Origin of the sequence: Terrimicrobium sacchariphilum (genome assembly GCF_001613545.1) — a bacterium.
Taxonomy (GTDB): Bacteria; Verrucomicrobiota; Verrucomicrobiia; order Chthoniobacterales; family Terrimicrobiaceae; genus Terrimicrobium; species Terrimicrobium sacchariphilum.
This window is the reverse complement of sequence record NZ_BDCO01000002.1, coordinates 2,503,085-2,520,486: the sequence shown is the minus strand read 5'-3', so window position 1 is coordinate 2,520,486 and position 17,402 is coordinate 2,503,085. Positions and strand designations below refer to the sequence as shown.

General features: G+C 58.5%; 13 protein-coding genes. 6 read left to right on the top strand and 7 right to left on the bottom strand.

The window, feature by feature from the left end; translation table 11 throughout:
- Positions 1-7 precede the first annotated feature (7 nt).
- Positions 8-517: an RNA polymerase sigma factor gene (locus TSACC_RS11775; RefSeq protein ID WP_075079478.1), complete on the top strand. Its 510-nt coding sequence runs from the start codon at positions 8-10 to the stop codon at positions 515-517.
- The gene (locus tag TSACC_RS11770) at positions 514-2,796 is read left to right on the top strand and encodes a VWA domain-containing protein (RefSeq protein ID WP_075079477.1); all 2,283 of its coding nucleotides are present in this window, start codon (positions 514-516) and stop codon (positions 2,794-2,796) included. Before TSACC_RS11775 ends, TSACC_RS11770 begins: the two co-directional genes overlap by 4 nt.
- Before the next feature lie 107 nt (positions 2,797-2,903).
- On the opposite strand, the gene TSACC_RS11765 is transcribed toward TSACC_RS11770, so the two are convergent.
- Together TSACC_RS11765 and TSACC_RS11760 are read right to left on the bottom strand one after the other, a co-directional pair.
- Complete coding sequence (locus TSACC_RS11765) at positions 2,904-3,479, bottom strand: DNA-3-methyladenine glycosylase I (RefSeq protein WP_075079476.1); 576 nt, start codon at positions 3,477-3,479, stop codon at positions 2,904-2,906.
- Positions 3,480-3,500: 21 nt separating this feature from the next.
- Entirely contained in the window at positions 3,501-4,037 is a 537-nt protein-coding gene (locus TSACC_RS11760; RefSeq protein ID WP_075079475.1) for a cob(I)yrinic acid a,c-diamide adenosyltransferase, read from the bottom strand.
- Positions 4,038-4,108: 71 nt separating this feature from the next.
- Here TSACC_RS11760 and TSACC_RS11755 point away from each other — a divergent pair, with 71 nt between their 5' ends.
- The 3 genes from TSACC_RS11755 to glk are packed head-to-tail and all read left to right on the top strand — an operon-like array spanning position 4,109 to position 8,327.
- Complete coding sequence (locus TSACC_RS11755) at positions 4,109-5,704, top strand: OpgD/OpgG family glucan biosynthesis protein (RefSeq protein ID WP_084400413.1); 1,596 nt, start codon at positions 4,109-4,111, stop codon at positions 5,702-5,704.
- 49 nt (positions 5,705-5,753) lie between these two features.
- Complete coding sequence (zwf, locus tag TSACC_RS11750) at positions 5,754-7,289, top strand: glucose-6-phosphate dehydrogenase (protein WP_075079474.1); 1,536 nt, start codon at positions 5,754-5,756, stop codon at positions 7,287-7,289.
- 27 nt (positions 7,290-7,316) lie between these two features.
- A complete protein-coding gene (gene glk / locus TSACC_RS11745) occupies positions 7,317-8,327 on the top strand; it encodes a glucokinase (protein ID WP_075079473.1) in 1,011 nt (336 codons plus the stop codon).
- Here the strand turns inward: glk and TSACC_RS11740 are convergent.
- The 5 genes from TSACC_RS11740 to TSACC_RS11720 form a co-directional block, all read right to left on the bottom strand.
- Positions 8,317-10,695, bottom strand: a complete 2,379-nt coding sequence (locus tag TSACC_RS11740) for a PAS domain S-box protein (protein WP_075079472.1) — start codon at positions 10,693-10,695, stop codon at positions 8,317-8,319. The genes glk and TSACC_RS11740 overlap by 11 nt on opposite strands.
- Positions 10,696-10,762: 67 nt before the next feature.
- The gene (locus TSACC_RS11735; protein ID WP_075079471.1) at positions 10,763-12,925 is read right to left on the bottom strand and encodes a tetratricopeptide repeat protein; all 2,163 of its coding nucleotides are present in this window, start codon (positions 12,923-12,925) and stop codon (positions 10,763-10,765) included.
- 68 nt (positions 12,926-12,993) lie between these two features.
- On the bottom strand, positions 12,994-14,250 hold the full coding sequence (locus TSACC_RS11730; protein WP_075079470.1) for a tetratricopeptide repeat protein: 1,257 nt from the start codon (positions 14,248-14,250) through the stop codon (positions 12,994-12,996).
- Complete coding sequence (locus TSACC_RS11725; RefSeq protein WP_075079469.1) at positions 14,247-15,632, bottom strand: ATP-binding protein; 1,386 nt, start codon at positions 15,630-15,632, stop codon at positions 14,247-14,249. The genes TSACC_RS11730 and TSACC_RS11725 overlap by 4 nt, the downstream gene beginning before the upstream one ends.
- A gap of 45 nt (positions 15,633-15,677) precedes the next feature.
- Positions 15,678-16,880, bottom strand: a complete 1,203-nt coding sequence (locus tag TSACC_RS11720) for a class I adenylate-forming enzyme family protein (RefSeq protein ID WP_153811402.1) — start codon at positions 16,878-16,880, stop codon at positions 15,678-15,680.
- Between the two features lie 211 nt (positions 16,881-17,091).
- On the opposite strand from TSACC_RS11720, the gene rpmE reads away from it, so the two are divergent.
- Positions 17,092-17,328, top strand: a complete 237-nt coding sequence (gene rpmE, locus TSACC_RS11715; RefSeq protein WP_075079467.1) for a 50S ribosomal protein L31 — start codon at positions 17,092-17,094, stop codon at positions 17,326-17,328.
- The last annotated feature ends 74 nt before the right edge of the window (positions 17,329-17,402 follow it).

Genomic DNA, 17,402 nt, shown 5'->3' with positions numbered 1-17,402 from the left:
GAAACCCATGTCTCCGGAAGAAATCATCGACCACGCTCTGGAGCGCTACGAACGCCCCCTCATCAGCTATGCCAAGGGCATAACGGGTGACCTGGAATCCGCCCGCGATGCGGTGCAGGAGACATTTCTGCGCCTGAGCAGACAGGACGTGCGAGCGCTGGAAAAACGCCTCGCCCCCTGGCTGTTCTTCGTCTGCCGCAACTGCGCGCTCGATCATCAGCGAAAGGTTCTGCGCTTCCCGGATGGGGCGCTCAGCGAAGAGCAGCCGTCGGATTCCCCCTCTCCCGCCGCCGAGGTCTCGGCCAACGAGGATGGGGTGCTCCTCAAGAAACTCGTCTCCCAACTCCCGCCCCAGCAACGCGAGCTCATCCAACTGAAATTCGACGCCGGGCTCAGCTACAAGGAAATGAGCGAGGCCACCCGCATGAGCATTTCCAACGTGGGCGTCCAACTCCACACCGCGATCCAAACCCTCCGCAAACTCTGGAACCGCGAAAACACGGAGGCCGTATCATGAAAACCGAAGATTTCCGCATCACCCAATACGCCCTCGGCGAACTCCACGGCAAAGACTGCGAGGAATTCGAGCGCGAACTCGCCGCCAGCGAGGAACTCCAGCACGAACTGGAGCAGACCATCGCAATGAGCGACCGGCTGGCCGGGCTGCCCAGGGATGAGGACACCCTGACGGATCGCCAGCGCGAGAACCTGCGCAATGCCTGCGCCATCGAATGCACGAACAGGAAGCAACGCCAGACCGTGCAAAGGGTCCTCGCCTATGCCGCGCTGGTCATGGGAGGAATCATCCTGGCAACAATGAGTCTGCCTGCCATTACGGCTTCGCTTTCCAAACCTTCGCCAGCCATGCTGGCCCAGCTTGAGGCTCGGCGGGAAAGAAAGGCCGAGGAGGTCCAGGTTGCCGCGGAAAAGCCGCAAACGATGGTGGCGGCAGCCGCCACTCCCCCCGCTCTCGGCGACGTCGCCAAAACAGTTCCCGCGACCGATACGCCAGCGGAACAGACAAAGAGTGATTCGCTCGCCATGGCACTGAGTGCCAATAATCTGCCGGTTCAGGAACTTGAGCAAAACAGCAAAAAGCTCCTCGCCGACGGCTCCGCTTCGGCTGCAGTGACAATATCGATGGCACCCTCAGTTCCAACCGCAACGATGACAGCTGCACCTGGCAACCTTGAGAAGACGAAGGAAATCGTCAGCGGAAATGTTCCACTGGTGGGGCGTCTTTTTGCCTCTCAGGCTCCCGCGACGCGAGGGGCGGCGAGAGACCAACTGGACGCTCGAGCCGGGACTGTCAGGGATGAAGATCGGTACAGGGATCGGGCAATCAACGAGGCGCGAGGGATGTTCAACACCGAAACCTACGACGCCATCGCGGACAATCCCTTCCGCGAGACCAAGGGCAACGAGCTGTCGACCTTCTCGATCGATGTGGATACGGCGAGCTACGCCAATGTCCGCCGGTTCCTCCAGAGCGAGCAACTGCCTCCTGCCGGGGCCGTGCGCATCGAGGAACTGGTGAATTACTTCGGCTACGATTATCCGCAGCCGACCAACGGCCAGCCGTTCTCGGTCAACGTGGAAGTGAGCAAGGCTCCGTGGGCTCCGCAGCATGACCTCGTCCGCATCGCCTTGAAAGGGCAGGAAATCGCCAAGGGCGACCGCGGCCCAGCCAACCTTGTCTTCCTCATCGACGTGTCGGGCTCCATGCAGCCGGCGAACAAGCTGCCGCTCCTCAAGCGCAGCCTGAAGGCCCTGGTGCAAAACCTCGCACCGGATGACCGCGTGGCCATCGTGGTCTACGCTGGATCGAGCGGACTCGTATTGCCTTCCACCCCGGGCAAGGACAAGACACGCATCCTGGAGGCGCTCGACAATCTGGAGGCTGGCGGCTCGACCAATGGCGCGCAGGGCATCACCCTCGCCTACCAGACGGCCCGCGAGAACTTCCTCAAGGGAGGAAACAATCGCGTGATCCTCTGCACGGATGGCGATTTCAATGTCGGCGTGACCAACCAGAGCGACCTGACCGACCTCATCGAGCGAGAACGCGCCTCGGGCGTCTTTCTTTCCGTCCTCGGCTTCGGCGAGGGCAATCTGAAGGACTCCACCATGGAGAAGCTCGCGGACAAGGGAAACGGCAACTACGCCTACATCGATTCCTTCGCCGAAGGCCGCAAGGTGCTCGTGGAGCAGATGAACTCCACCCTCTTCACCATCGCCAAGGATGTGAAGGTGCAGGTCGAGTTCAACCCCGCCCAGGTCGCCGGATACCGGCTCATCGGGTACGAGAACCGCATCCTCGCAAAGGAGGACTTCAACGACGACCGCAAGGACGCGGGCGAGATCGGAGCAGGTCATACCGTCACCGCTCTGTATGAAGTGGTGCCCGCGGGCCAGCCCCTGCCCAACCGCCCGAGCGTCGATCCCTTGAAATACTCCGAACCGGCACCGGCTGCGGAGATCGACAGAAAAAGCTCCGGCGACCTGCTGACGGTCAAGCTCCGCTACAAAGCCCCGGATGGCGACACGAGCAAGCTTATCGAAGTACCCGTGAAAAACACGCCCGTGGCTTTCGACGAAGCGAGCGCGGACCTCCAATTCGCCGCCGCCGTAGCCGCCTTCGGCATGAAGCTGCGGAACTCGCCCTACGCAGGAGACCTCTCCTGGAGCGAAATCCAGAAGATCGCACGCCGTAACCTCGGCGAAGACCCGGGCAGCTATCGCGCAGAGTTTCTCACTCTGATCGAAAAGGCCGCCCGATTACAGTCCGGCAAATAACCGCCTTGGCCACTTTGGATTCCCGTAGGGCCGGCATCCTGCCGGCCTGCGAGAACCGCGCACGAAAGCTCCTATCGTTACCTCTTCGACTGCGACCAGCCCTGCGTTTAGCTGAGTTTTGCCACCTGCTTGTAGCGCGGACAGGTCACCAAATGGTCATTCACCATGCCGACCGCCTGCATGAAAGCGTAGCAGATCGTGCTTCCGACGAATTTGAATCCCCGTTTCTTCAGATCCTTGCTCATCGCATCGGACTCTGGCGTGCTTGGCTGGACATCGCGCAGGCTCTCGAGCTTGTTCTGGATCGGCTTGTTTCCCACAAAGCTCCAGAGGTATTCGCTAAAGGAAACGCCCTGCTTCTGCATCTCCAGATAGAGCCGCGCATTCTCGATCACCGCATAAATCTTCAGCCGATTGCGTACGATCCCGGGATCGGCCATGAGGCGGGCGATATCCTGATCGGTGTATTTGACGATCCGCTTGGGATCGAAATTGTGAAATGCCTTGCGGTAGGTGTCGCGCTTCTTCAGCACGGTGATCCAGCTAAGCCCCGCCTGCGCACCCTCGAGGTTGAGCATTTCAAAGAGCGCGAGATCGTCCCGTACCGGGACGCCCCATTCCTCATCATGGTAGGCTTCGTAAATCTCGGAACCCAGACACCAGGGGCAGCGCTTCTCAGACATGCTCCAAGTCTGCCCCGGACTTTACTTCGCCGACCAGAGGATTTCGTCGGTGCCCGCGACTTTGTTTTCGTACCGGGCCAGAGTAAAGAGCAGGTCCGAGAGACGGTTGATCAGGTGAAGAAGCACGGGAGGAACAGGATGATCGTGGGCAAGTTGCGCTATCCGCCGCTCCGCCCGCCGACATACCGTCCGGCAGAGATGCAGTTGTGCGGCTCCGGCGCTGCCACCGGGCAGGACAAAGTTCCGCAATTCCGGCAGTTCCGCCGTGAGGCGATCCATTTCCTCCTCCATCGAGGAGACGTTTTCCTCCCCGACGTGCATCCCGAAAACGCCCTTGGGATCGGCCAGCACCGCCGCCACTTGAAACAGCAGGTCCTGAAGACGTGGCAGGATCTGTTGCGAGGCGCCGGAGAGTACCGCGAGGCGGGCAACGCCGAGTGAGGCGTTAAGTTCATCCACCTCGCCGATCACCTCGATGAGCAGGTCAGCTTTGGAAAGGCGCCCGCCGCCGATGATTCCTGTCGTCCCGTCGTCTCCCGTGCGGGTGTAGATCTTCATGGCCGACAAGATGCCTGGCTATGCCGCGAGTGCGAGTCTGAATTCCAGGCAGTATGAAACATCCCTGATGAATGTCTCAGTACAAACCGCCCGGAAATCTCCTTGTTTCCCGCCGGGATTCCCCGCAACGTCCCCTCGTTGTGAGATTCCTTTTCGCCCTGGGGGCCGTAGCCACCCTTGCCGTTTCCGCCGCACACGCCCAAACCAACACCTTTGAGGAGATCGAGAAACAGGCTCAGGCCTTGAGCATGCGGCCCTTTCAGCCGCTCGACCGCCAGATCCCTGACGTTGCTGCTAAACTAAGCTATAGCGAGTATCGCGCCATCGCATTTGACCGGGACAAGGCGATCTGGAACAACACCAACCTCAAGTTCCGTATCGAAGCCTTTTTCCGCGGCTTCCTCTACCCCGAAAAGATCCAGATTAATCTCGTCGGTCGGAATGGCACCATCCAACCGCTCGCGTATTCCTCGCAGCTCTTCAAGGTCACCGAGGGCAACGGGAAGGTCCCCAAAGTTTCGCCGGATTACGGATTTGCCGGCATGCGCCTGCTCTATGAGTTCCCCTACCCCCGGAGTTGGGAGGAGCTCGTTGTGTTCCAGGGAGCAAGTTACTTCCGTTTCCCTGCACCCGGCCAGATCTTCGGCCTGTCTGCGCGCGGCATCGCGATCAATACAGCGGACAAGAAGGCCCCAGAGGAGTTCCCAGCCTTTTCCCAGCTTTGGGTGGTGGAGCCGGAGGAAGGAGCGAAGGAGGTCACCGTGTACGCTCTGCTCGACGGCCCGTCCGTCACAGGCGCGTACCAGTTTCTCATCCGGCCGCTGGCTCGTACAACGGAGGCCGAGGTCAAGGCGACCCTTTTCTTTCGCCAGCAGTCCGAGCGAGTAGGCTATGCGCCCATCACCAGCATGTTCTGGTTTGGCGAAAACAACTATCGGAAATTTCCCGACTACCGTCCCGAGGTGCATGACTCGGACGGCCTCCTGATCCTGGATTCCTACGGCACGCGCATCTGGCGGCCCTTGCAGACGGTAACGAAAGACCTCGTCGATGTCTTCAGTTTACCAAAGTCGCCGCAGGGCTTCGGCTTGCTCCAGCGGGATCGAGAGTATTCCAGTTCGGTCGACATCCGGGCGATTTATCATCGCCGTCCCTCGCTCTGGGTGGAGCCCATCGGGGATTGGAATGACGGATCGATCGTCCTCTGGCAAATCCCGACAGTCGACGAATACCACGACAATATCGTGGCGTACTGGATGCCCAAGACCCCTCCGAAAGCCGGAGAAAAACACACAATCCGCTATCGCCTCACCTCAACCGCGCAGGACCCACCGGGCGTCTCCACGGAGGGACAGGTGAAGGCCACCTACATCATGTCGTCCTACGGCCGCAAGGATGAGTACATCGTGATGGTGGACTTTGCCTGGAATGGTGGCAGTCCGGCCCCCTTCGCCGAGGGCGAGGTGCCCGGCGTAGACATCACGGTGGACAACGCCAAGGTGCTCAGCCATACGGTCGATCCCAACCCAGATGGCAAGTCCTGGAGGCTATTCACCGACGTGAAGTTCCCATCCGAGAACATGAATGCCGTCCTGAGGTATCGCCTGAAAGGTCCCAAGGGCTGGAACAGCGAGGAATGGACGTACACTTTTGTGCCACAGGAATAGCCGCTCCGGCCTTGTGCGCAGCCCGGAATCTGTCTTAATCGGATCTGCCATGTCTCAGCAACCTCTCACTGGACACGAACGTCCCGGCGACGCCTGTACCATCGTTATCTTCGGCGCCTCCGGCGATCTCACCAAGCGTAAGCTCCTCCCCGCCCTCTACAATCTCAAGGCGCTCAAGCTCCTCCCCGATAACTTTGCAGTCATCGGTGTGGCTGTGACGGATGGCAATGATGAGCTGTACCGTCAGAAGATCACCTCGGACATCAAGGAATTTGCCACCCGTCCGGTGGACGACACCTGCTGGAACGACTTTGCCGCCCGCTCGTACTACGTGCAGGGTGATTTCAACTCCCAGGGAACCTTCGAACATCTTTCGGCCAAGATCGCGGACGCCCAGAAAACCTGGAACCTGCCGGGCAACGTCCTGTTTTACCTCGCCGTTTCGCCGACTTTCTTCGGCAAGGTCGTCGAGCAGCTTCACGGCGTCGGCCTCACCACGGAAGCTCCCAATGCCTGGCGTCGTGTCATCATCGAAAAACCCTTTGGCCATGACCTTGCGAGTGCCCGGGCTCTGAACGAGGATCTCTCCAAGCACATCAACGAAAGCCAGATTTACCGCATTGACCACTATCTCGGTAAGGAGACGGTGCAGAACATCATGGTATTTCGATTTGGCAACTCCGTCTTTGAGCCAATCTGGAATCGTCGGTACATCGAATACGTCCAGATCACCGTGGCGGAGCAACTGGGCGTTGAGCTTCGGGGCGGGTACTACGATCACTCCGGCGTAGTGCGCGACATGGTGCAAAATCACATCCTTTCCGTCCTCTCGCTCATCGCGATGGAGCCGCCGAGCTCCATATCCGGCGATAGCGTGCGCAACGAAAAGGTGAAGGTCCTCGAGGCAATCCGACCGATGGAGCCCGAGGAGGTCCTGGCCAATACCGTGCGCGGCCAATACGGCGCTGGCATCATCGACGGCAAAAACGTCCCGGCCTACCGGACCGAGCCTGATGTGGACCCGAATTCCAACACCGAGACCTTTGTCGCAATGAAGCTGGAGGTCGACAACTGGCGCTGGGCTGAGGTCCCCTTCTACATCCGCTCGGGCAAGCGCCTCGCAGCTCATACGACGCAGATCGTCATCGGCTTCCGCCGCGCTCCGCTCATGCTTTTCGGCCAGGAGGTTCAGAACAACATCACGCCGAACCGCCTGGTCATTCACGTGCAGCCCGACGAGGGCATCACGCTCGACATCCACGCCAAGCGTCCCGGGCCGAATATCAACATCACCAATGTGCCGCTGGATTTCACCTACGCGGACTTTGGCGAACATACTGCCGCTACCGGCTACGAAACGCTGCTCTACGATTGCATGGTCGGCGATCCGACGCTCTTCCATCGCTACGACAGCGTGGATGCATCCTGGCGCATCGTGAACCCGATTCTCGACGTCTGGCATGCCCTTCCCGCCCGCGATTTCCCGAACTACGAGGCAGGTTCATGGGGCCCCGAGGCCGCCGACCATTTGATCCAGAAAACGGGTCATGCTTGGCACCACTACCAGATTCAGCATAAGCTGTAGGTCTGTCTTTCAGCCTCCCGTCTCTCCATGCCCGATCGTAATTATGTCATCCTCGCCGGCGATGTCGGCGGAACGAAATCCAATCTCGCCATCTTCAAGACCATCGGCGGTTCGCTCAGCCTGGAGCGGAACGAGCGCTTTCCCAGCGCCTCCTACCCGGGCCTGAACGCGATCATCCGCGAGTTTCTGGCCAAGGAGAAGCGCCCGGTTCTCGCCGCGTGCTTCGGCGTTCCCGGTCCGGTGAAACATGGCCGGGCCAAGCCCACGAATCTCTCGTGGGGCGTGGACGCGGCGGACATCTCGAAGGAATTCGAGATTCCCTACGTGAGCATCCTCAATGATCTCGCGGCCAATGCCTATGGTATCTCGGAGCTGAATCCCGATGATTTTGCCGTCATTCAGGAAGGTGCCCCCGACGCCGAGGGCAATCGATGCATCGTGTCGCCCGGCACCGGCCTCGGCGAGGCGGGTCTATACTGGGATGGCAAGCGCTATGGCGTATGGGCCTGCGAGGGTGGTCATACGGATTTCGGTCCCCGTAACGATCTGGAAGTCGCCCTGCTGGAGCATCTTATCAAACAATACGGCCATGTCAGCTACGAGCGAGTCGCCTCGGGCATGGGCATCGAGAACATCTACAAATTTCTCCGCGACACAGGCCGCGGCAAGGAGCTCCCTGCTGCCGTCCACGAGATGAAGACCAAGGACCCCAACATGGTCATCTCGAAATATGCCGACTCCGGCGAATGCTCGATGTGCGTGCAGACCATCGAGATCTTCCTCGGGTGCCTCGGCGCGGAAGCGGGCAACATGGCGCTCAAGGCCATGGCTACGGGTGGTGTCTACCTGGGCGGAGGAATCCCTGCCAAGATGCTCTCACATATCAAGAGCGTGGCCTTCACCCATGCCTTCAATGACAAAGGACGCCTGTCCGGCTTGATGCAAAGCATGCCGATCAAGGTCATCCTGAATGACAGTGCCGCCCTGATGGGCGCCGCGCGCTACGCTCTCGACGGAGCAAAGGCCGCTAGCGCCTGAGCGCCTGTTTCAGGACCTTCGCGAGATCTTCACGCTTCACCGGCTTGCTCAGATATGCCTGCATGCCGGCTTTGAAGCTGCGCTCGCGATACTCCGGCATGGCGTGGGCGGTCAAAGCCACGATATACGGCCCCTCGGCTCCATATATCTGCCGGATTTGCTGGGCGGCTTCGTAGCCGTCCATCCCCGGCATTTCCAGATCCATAAGGATTACATCGTAGTGAACACGGCTCGCCATGCTCACGCCGACAAAGCCATTTTCCGCTTCATCGGCGTCGTACCCCAGCTTTTTAAGAAAGAGCCGCACGAGTCTGCGATTGGTTGAGTTGTCCTCAACAATAAGGATCTTCCGCAGGAGTCCGGAGAGATTCATGCTCATCCGCTTGCGCTCTTCCTCAGTCAAGGGTTCCTCCTGATCAGGAATCCGGAGCGGTAGAGTGATCAGGAAGGTCGTTCCTTTGCCCACCGCACTTTGGACCTCGATATCACCATTGAGAAGATTGATGAGTCGGCGAACGATCGCCAGTCCCAGTCCGGTGCCACCGCGACGCCGGCGGGTACTGCTATCGGCCTGGTAGAACGGATCAAACAATCCCGTGTGCTGATCCAGATCGATACCGATGCCCGAGTCCTTCACCTGCAGTAGCAGCGGAACCACGCTGTTCACCAACGGCCCGGCTACGGACAGATCGACCACGATCTCGCCCATCTCGGTAAATTTCACCGCATTGCTCAAAAGATTATGCACGATCTGACTGAGTCGTACGGCGTCAGAAAGCACGAACTGAGGGATGTACGGAGAGAAATTTGCGTAAATCTTGAGACCCTTAGCCGCCGCCTGCGCACGGAAAATATCGATCGATGACTGGATGACCTTAGTGATGTCGATCGGCATGATCTGGAGATCCAGTTTGCCAGATTCGATCTTCGAGTAGTCCAGGACATCATTCAACACGACCAGCAACGCGCTACTACTATCCTGAATGGTCTGGAGAAAATCGCTTTGTTCGGGATTGAGTGGAGTAGCCGCCAGCAAATCGGAAAATCCCAGCACTGCGTTGAGCGGCGTCCGAATCTCGTGGCTCATCATAGCGAGGAAGTCGCCCTTCGCCTGACTGGCGCGCTCGGCTGATTCCTTGGCCTCGATCAATTGCTGCTCCATGCGCTTCTGCTCCGAGGATTCAACGATCGCTCCGACTTCACGCACCACGCTGCCATCCGACGCCCAGATCGGCTTCCCACTGAGTCTCACCCAGGAAAACTGACCATCGCCCCGCAAATGGCGAAACTCGATCTGTCCTCGAAATTCCCCGCTCCGGATTCGATCAAACCACAGAGAGACATTTCCAGCGTCATCCGGATGGATGCACCGACTCAGCATCTCCAGGCCAAAACTCTCAGTCGCTGGTTCAAATCCGAACAGGGAATTCCACTCGGGACTTAAGTACAGTTCTTTGGAGGCCAGATCGTATTCCCAGACGCAGGCGTGGATTGCATCCAATGCATTGCGCAAACGCTCCTTTCCCCGGGCCAGAGCCTCCTGGGTACGCTTTTGCTCGGTGATGTCTGTAAGGAACCCATGCCAAATGGTGGATCCGTCCTCCTGGGCAGTGGGAGAACTCTTGGATGAGACCCACCGCATTTCGCCAGAAGTCGTTATGATACGGTACTCCTGCCGACAGGTCGTCATCAGCTCCTGACTGGTCTCCACCGCCTGCACAAACAGGGAAATATCCTCGGGGAAAATACGGTCGAATAAACTGACCTCTCCACTCAACACGTCGACCGCGGAATCTCCCGTAATCGCATGTATCCCTGTGCTGATGTACGGAAATGAAGGATGCCCATTGCGATCGACGCGAAATTGAAAAACCGCCCCCGGGAGTTCACTGTTAACGCTTTCCAGAAACTCGACCGCACCGCGCAACTCTGCCTCACTCTGTTCCCTCTCGGTAATGTCCTCGGAGACAGCGAGCAGAGCAACCGACACCCCCTCCGCGTCATAGATTGGCGTTTTCGTCGTCCTTAGAATCCGGAAACCCCTTGTACGGCTGTAAATCAGCTCCGAGGGAATAACAAGGGAGCCCCCAAGGGCGGCGACCTCACGGTCTTTCTGACAAAAAGCTTCAGCCTGCTCTGCGGGGAAGAAATCCTCATCTGTTCGCCCGACAGCTTCCTCGGCGGAGATACCAAGGAGTTCCTCTGCCATCTTATTCCAGATCAAAAACTCTCCAAAATTCTCCGCGCGCAGACTCTTGACCACGATCTGCACCGGGATTGCATCAAAAATCGCGTTGAGGACAGATGGAGAGTTAAGAAAGCGTTCAACGCTCGCGGGCAACGACTTGAGCAGTTTTTCGCTAATCATCTGGGTAGAACCCTGAGGCTACCACACATGGATCATCTGGCAATGACCTGATGAACGGACAAAAGACTTATTGAATCAAACGTTCGAGAGAAGAATCCGGGGGAGCGCCGAGAGAAGTGGCCTTGTTGTAATGCATTTTGGCCAAGTCCAGCGAAGGTGGCTGCAAGGTGGCGTACAGTACCGCCAGATTAAAGTGAGCGTCAGGATACTCCGGTTTGAGCTCAATCGCACGGCGCAACTCCTTCTCCGCCTCGACATGATCGTCTTTTTGCCCGAGGCAGACGCCGAGATAATTATGAGCGACAGCATCCGAATCATTAATGCTTAGCGCTTTTTTCAAGTTCGCGATGGCCTCATCAAATTTGCCCTGCCGGCTGTAAGCGATACCAAGATTGGTGTAAGCAAAGGCGTCGCCCGGGTTGATCTCAATCGCTTTCTTAAGCGCCACCTCTGCGGCGGAAAGTTTGCCAGCCTCGATCTGCACAGCTCCGAGATTGGAAAGGGCAAAGTAGTTGTCCGGCGTCTCGTCGACGATCTGTTGGTAGACCTTTTCAGCCTCGAGATAGTTCTTGGCATCAAAGAACTGCTTCGCCGTCTTGACGAGATCGCGGGCGTTGTCCGGCAAGGACTCCGGCCCTTGGGACGTTGCCGCCACATTGCGATTCTCGTCCTTGGAAATGGCGAGAGTCACATCCAACGCCTGAGCACCCGGTTCCGAAAGAAGCGCCACCGGCTCCTTGAAGACGGATTTCTCTTCGGGAGAAAGCTGCAGGATGGGTGCGCCAAGCACGCCCAATTGCTCGGTGATGGTGCTGGACTGAACCTGAAGGGTGGCGATTTCCTGCTCGATCTTCTTTTTGGCCTCATCGCGGGATGTCTGCTCCTTGATCTGGCGAAGGATGATACCGCGCAGAATGTCATTTTCCGCGAGGAGGGTCTGTTGTTCCCTGCCGGGCGAGCCATTGAGTCGCAGCTTGGCCAGATCGCCGGAGGTCTCATCCAGTTGCTTCTGAAGGTCGGCCACCTGGTCCTGGTTCTTCGTCAACTGAGTCTGAGCCTCGAGCAGCTTGTCGTTGACGCTGTTGAGCTCGCTCTGCAACGCGAGGACGGTCTTATCCCGCTCTGCACCTGCGCCCGAGAGTTCCTGAAGCTTCTTTTCCGATTCGGCCAGCTTTGTTTCGAGTTCGGCTTTCTCCGATTTGACCTTGTCCAGAGCTTTCTTGCCTGCAGCCCCGCCATCAAGTTCGGCGATTCGGGCTTTCAGCGCTTTGTTTTCGCTGGCGACCTTGTCGAGTTCGGCCGCATTGTCCTTGATCTTCTTCAGCTTTGCCTGGGCTGTATCGCGGGCATCGGCCAAGGTGATGCGTTCCTTCAAGAGTCCCTCCCGGATCGCATCGCTCGAGGTGATGTACTTTGCCGCCAGGTCCAGCTTACCCAGCAAGCGTCCATTCTCCTCCGTAAGCACCTCATTATCAGCCTGCAACTCGCTCAACTTCTGGGCGTACTGGGCGATACGAGCTTCGTAATTCTTCTTGGCAGCTCCATCCGAAGACTGGTCGCGGGTCGCATCCTCCAGCGCACTGTTTGCCTGGGCGAGCTGAGACTTCAGGTCCACGACCGTGACCTTGATCCGGTCGATCTCGACCATTGCACTCTGGAGTTCTGCTCCTTTTTTCTGAAGACGCTCTGTGAGGGCGTCCTTTTCCTCCTGAGCCTGCGCCAACTGCCGCCGGAGCTTCCGAAGTTCCGCCATGACGGAATTGCCGGAACCGCTGTTTTCATACTGGCCGACTTCAGAACTCCTCACCGAGGACTGCTGACGGGGAGCAGGACGAACTGGGGGAGCGGTGACCGTGAGCGGCTGGGTGGAAATCTCCGGCAATGAACGATCTGAAGACGGCAGCGGTCCCTCGATGCCTTCCGATGGAGCCGGAGCCGACCCTACCTGACTCTCAAGTCGCGTAATGCTTTCCCGAGTTTTCTTCAGGCGATACTCGATGACAATGGGCTGCCAATCCGGCGAGTCGCTAACGATTTTTTCGAACAGTTTCGCTGCATTGCGATACCGCTCCAGGGCCTCGGCAGGTTTATCCTCGCCCTCGAGCCTGTTTGCAACCGTCACCTCATTGTAGCCACGCAAAAACAGATCAGACGCGTCTTGGGCAAACGCGGTTGCGAGCATCGTAAACGATGCGGTAACAATGAGGGCAAAATGTCCTGCGCGGAGCATAGGCAGCTGGGGAGGTCAAGTATATCCGGTTATTCACAGGCTGCAAGGAGGAAGGTTTCCCTCCCCCCTTACCAGCGACGATTGAGCGCAGGAATGTTGCATAGCCAGGTCACCGCCATGGCAATGATGGCCGATACCAGTAAAAGCTCCGGTCCCTGTTGACCGGCCGGATGTCCGAAATAAATGGAGAGATACGCAAGTCCTCCGCAAACCAGCGCGCCGGCGGCGGCGAGTCCGAATACCGCCTGCCCGACCCGGGAACGGTTTGTGAAGATGTAGGCCAGTGGAAATGCCGCCGAGGTCAATGCCGAGCCAATAATAAGCGGGTGCAAGTACCCTCCGATGGAACCAAGGAAAAACAGTGGTGCACCGACAGTCACGGCTCCCCCGGCGAGGCAGGCTTCCCAGCGTTCACCGCGGCTCAAGGCATGCCGGGCGAACCGGTCGAGCATGAGTTGCAGATTTCCCACCGGCCGGGCCACATGGACCCAGAGCACCAATAGAAAGTACAAACCGATGACAAATGTCGCTATGGCCGGAGGCAGATAGGCACGCGCAAGTCTCACGCCAACCAACAAACCGATGATAATCAGCCATTGGTTCGCAGTCGTGAGGCGCTGCATGAAAAAGCAGTACTGGAGATATCCTCGGTAAATGATGGAACGGGACTTGAAGGCCTCCTTCAGCCCGTCCTTGGCCTGCTCATTTTCCGGCTCAAGTCGCAAAGCCTCAAGGAAATGCTCCTCCGCCTGTTTGACCTGACCCTGATGCAGCGCGGTCCACCCCGCCGACACATGGTTGTCGGGATTCTCCGGGTCTTGCTGGAGAGCATATGCCACGCGGTCGGCACTTTCCGAGAGGCGGTTCTGCATGCGCAAAGCCGTCGTGAGAATATTCGAGGCGTTTGCGTTCTCAGGATTGAGATCGAGGGCCTTCCTCGCCGCCGTCTCCGCCTCGAACCACCGCTTTTTCGCGAGATGAATCGATGCGATGGCAACAAAGGCAAAATCGGAATCCGGCCCGAGCCGCACTGCTTCATTTGCCGATTCCATTGCCTCATCAGCTTTACCCATCTGCAGCAGGCACAAGGCTCGTAGCGCGTGAAATCCGTCCACCTCTGGACCTAAGCCCAAGGCCCGTTCTATGGTTTCCAGAGCCTCCCTCGGCCTGCCCTGATTCAACTCGCACAGAGCGAGGTAATACAAGGTGGCTGGATTATTCGGGTCGGTCGCCAGGGCATCGCGGAGATATTTCTCAGCATCGCGATAGCGACCCTGCTGGATAAAAATCAGCCCGCGGTGAGCAGCAGAGGAATCTGGTGTCATTTCTTGATTCCCAGAAAGGCAAGCACGTCGTTGTAAAACCCGCCTTGATTCGAGTAGAGCGCATAGTTCTTCGCGCTTTCGAACCATGCCTGGGTGGACGACCTAATGGATTTTGCGACATCGAGGAGATCGCGTTGGGTGATTGGCACCACCTGCCCCTGTTTCATGGCCTGGGCAAGGCTGCGCTCGACCGCCGTGTCAAAGATCGCCTTCAGGTCGGCGCCAGAGAAATTCCTGGTCTTCTGGGCGAGGCTCCGGGCATCAAGTTGGGAAACCGGCTTCCCTTTGGCGAGAATCGTGATGATGGCCTCGCGAGCCTCTTCATCGGGCGGCGGCACGAAAAGGATACGATCAAAGCGACCGGGGCGTCGAAACGCGGGGTCGATATGCCAGGGAGCATTGGTCGCTCCGAGAATGAGCAAGCCGTCGTTGGAGGCGACATTCCCATCCATCTCGGCCAGGAATTGGTTGATCAGCGTCCGCCCCGCACTCTTGCGAAGATCACGGCGATCGGCAGCGAGGGCATCGACCTCGTCAAAGAAGAGAATCGCCGGGGCATTGTCCCGTGCCAGCTCAAAGAGCTTGTGCAGGTTTTTCTCACTCTCGCCGATATAGAGATCGAGGATCTGGTGGATGCCGATGGAGAGGAAATTCGCCTCGATCTCGCCTGCCGTAGCCCGGCTGATGAGCGTCTTGCCACAACCCGGAGGGCCGTACAAAAGGACGCCGCCTCCGGCCTTTTTGCCGTAGGCCCGGAAGAGATCGGGATTCTTCAGCGGATAAATAATCTTCATTCGGATCTCCTCCTTCACCGGCTCCATGCCTCCGATGTCGTCAAAATTCAGATCCGGCTGCTCGATACCATCGAAACCGTCCGCACCCATCGGGCTGCCCGAGAATCCCCTCTCCTCCGTCGCGATGGGAGCCTCCCATCCTTCGCTGGTGACCCGGCCGAGGCCTTTGCTGTCGGAGGGCTTTTCCGTGCCGCCACGCAAATAGAGTTCCTGCTCCAGTGCGGGGTCCGGCAGTCCGCCGGGCAGAGCGAGACTCTTTTCGTAGCAAGCCTTTGCCTGATCACGCAGCCCTTCCGCCATGAGAAAACGGCTAAGATGCAGCCAGGCCGCGGAAAGTTCGGGGCGTTCCGCCACCAGAGCCTCGAGACGCACAACCGCCTCGGATGTGCGCCCGGTATGATGCAACGCCCGGGCCAGGCCGATGCGAGCCTCCGGATGAGACGGGTTCAGCTTCAGCACCTGCTGAAAGGCGCCCATCGCTTCATCGGCGGCAAACTCGTTGAGACACGCCTCTCCGAACAGCATCTGCAGAGGGATGTTGTCAGGCGACACGCGGGCCGCTTCGCGGAGAGATTCCAGTTGGGACATGGGCGTAACCTACGAAAGCCCCCTCCCGAGTAAATCGAAATCCGGCTATCCTTCGGCGAGCAGCTTCCTGCGCAGGTCGGCGCGACTGATCTTGCCACGGGAGTTGACCGGCATTTCCTCGAGCCGCAACCAGTGCCGCGGCACCTGCCACGAAGGCAAAGCGCGCGCGCAGGCCCTGCGCAAGCCGTCAATTTCCACGCCACCGACATAACATGCCCCAATCTCTTCCCCCCGGGTACCGACGGGCAATCCGACGACCACGACACTTTCCACCTCGGGAATAGAACCCAGCACCTGCTCGATTTCTGCGGGGTTGACCTTGCGGCCGGCGATGTTGATGAAATCCGAAACCCGGCCGCAGATGCGGTAGCCGCATGCAACCTTTTCCAGCAAATCGCCGGGAACATACTGTCCACCGAAGCTCTCTCCCGCCCGGGAGGGATGATAGCCTTTGCCAACCGCTTTACTGATCACGGCGGCCTGGGATGGCTCGGCATCCTCCGCCAGTTCCAAGGCAACGCCGTGCATCGGATTTCCCACGAATCCCGGCTCAATGGCGAAATCCTCCGAAGCGTCGTAGCAAATGCCGCCGCATTCCGAAGCCCCATAAAACGTGTGTATCTTCGTCTGCCAGCTTTCCGCGAATTTTGCGGCGATTTCTGGCGTGAGTGGAGCACCGGCGGAAATGCAGAGCCGAGGCTTCCACCCTCCGGATCCCACCGCCCCGAGCGCCCGGAACAAGGCCGGCACGCCGGGAAACACTGTGGCACGAGAGGCTGATAGCCCATCGCGCAGCGCATGAGGCATCATGTCGCGAGCAACGACCACTGGCACCCCGCAGCACAGCAAAGGCGTAACAAGATTGCTAAACCCATAGGAATGCGAAAACGCGATCGCGCCGTAGTTCACATCCCCCGCCCCAATTCCCATCGTCTCGCAGATGTTGTCGCAATCCGCCAGGAGTTGAGCGCAGGAAAAGCGGATCGCCTTGGGCTCCCCGGCGCTACCCGACGTCACCTTGAGCATGTCGGCCGCCATCAGCGAAGTTGCGGAATTATTGACCGGAACCAGCCGGGGACCGGATCTGGAATTCTCCAGCCGCATGGTGACGCCGCAGACCTTCTCCAATTTGTCTCGCCGGTCTTTCGCCAGTTCCATGTCAAAAGGCAGGAAACAATAGTCCGCCCGCCAGCAGGCGAGCAGGAAGGAAAAGAACTCCGGGACATTCCCGATCTGGCAGGAAACCACGGATCTCGGAGGAAGAAATCCCAGGCGGCTGCCCCAGAAACGGGCATCTTTTTCCACCTCGTCAAAAGTCCGCAAAACCTCTCCAGACGGAGAAAAAACCGCCGGTTTCGAGCCCAACTGCTTCAGGATTTCCGACCATCTCGCGAGAATTGGATTCTTTTCGAGATTGCGTCCGGAGGAATTTTGACTAAATTGGCTCGTTTCCACTGAAATGAAGGCAGATATCCATCCCAACTACGTCGAGACCGTTATCACTTGCGCTTGCGGTGCGGCGTATCGCACGCGTTCTACGCGCGACAACATCAAAATCGGTATTTGCGCGGCTTGCCATCCCTTTTTCACCGGCGAACAGAAATTCGTCGACACGGCTGGACGCGTTGACAAGTTCAAGCGCCGCTACGGCACGGTGCGCGTTGCTCGCGCTCTCAAGCCGGGCAAGAAGGCCTAGCTTTCCCCTCCCGCAAGAAACGGTGATAGCGCCAAAAGCGCCATCACCGTTTCGCGTTTTTACATCCCAATCGT

What these genes read in the sequence shown, in the direction of transcription:
- glk (WP_075079473.1), top strand. Translation starts at nt 7,317, where the DNA reads ATGCCCGATCGTAATTATGTCATCCTCGCCGGCGATGTCGGCGGAACG.
- TSACC_RS11775 (WP_075079478.1), top strand. Translation starts at nt 8, where the DNA reads ATGTCTCCGGAAGAAATCATCGACCACGCTCTGGAGCGCTACGAACGC.
- TSACC_RS11740 (WP_075079472.1), bottom strand. Translation starts at nt 10,695, where the DNA reads ATGATTAGCGAAAAACTGCTCAAGTCGTTGCCCGCGAGCGTTGAACGC.
- TSACC_RS11770 (WP_075079477.1), top strand. Translation starts at nt 514, where the DNA reads ATGAAAACCGAAGATTTCCGCATCACCCAATACGCCCTCGGCGAACTC.
- TSACC_RS11730 (WP_075079470.1), bottom strand. Translation starts at nt 14,250, where the DNA reads ATGACACCAGATTCCTCTGCTGCTCACCGCGGGCTGATTTTTATCCAG.
- zwf (WP_075079474.1), top strand. Translation starts at nt 5,754, where the DNA reads ATGTCTCAGCAACCTCTCACTGGACACGAACGTCCCGGCGACGCCTGT.
- TSACC_RS11725 (WP_075079469.1), bottom strand. Translation starts at nt 15,632, where the DNA reads ATGTCCCAACTGGAATCTCTCCGCGAAGCGGCCCGCGTGTCGCCTGAC.
- rpmE (WP_075079467.1), top strand. Translation starts at nt 17,092, where the DNA reads ATGAAGGCAGATATCCATCCCAACTACGTCGAGACCGTTATCACTTGC.
- TSACC_RS11765 (WP_075079476.1), bottom strand. Translation starts at nt 3,479, where the DNA reads ATGTCTGAGAAGCGCTGCCCCTGGTGTCTGGGTTCCGAGATTTACGAA.
- TSACC_RS11735 (WP_075079471.1), bottom strand. Translation starts at nt 12,925, where the DNA reads ATGCTCCGCGCAGGACATTTTGCCCTCATTGTTACCGCATCGTTTACG.
- TSACC_RS11755 (WP_084400413.1), top strand. Translation starts at nt 4,109, where the DNA reads ATGTCTCAGTACAAACCGCCCGGAAATCTCCTTGTTTCCCGCCGGGAT.
- TSACC_RS11760 (WP_075079475.1), bottom strand. Translation starts at nt 4,037, where the DNA reads ATGAAGATCTACACCCGCACGGGAGACGACGGGACGACAGGAATCATC.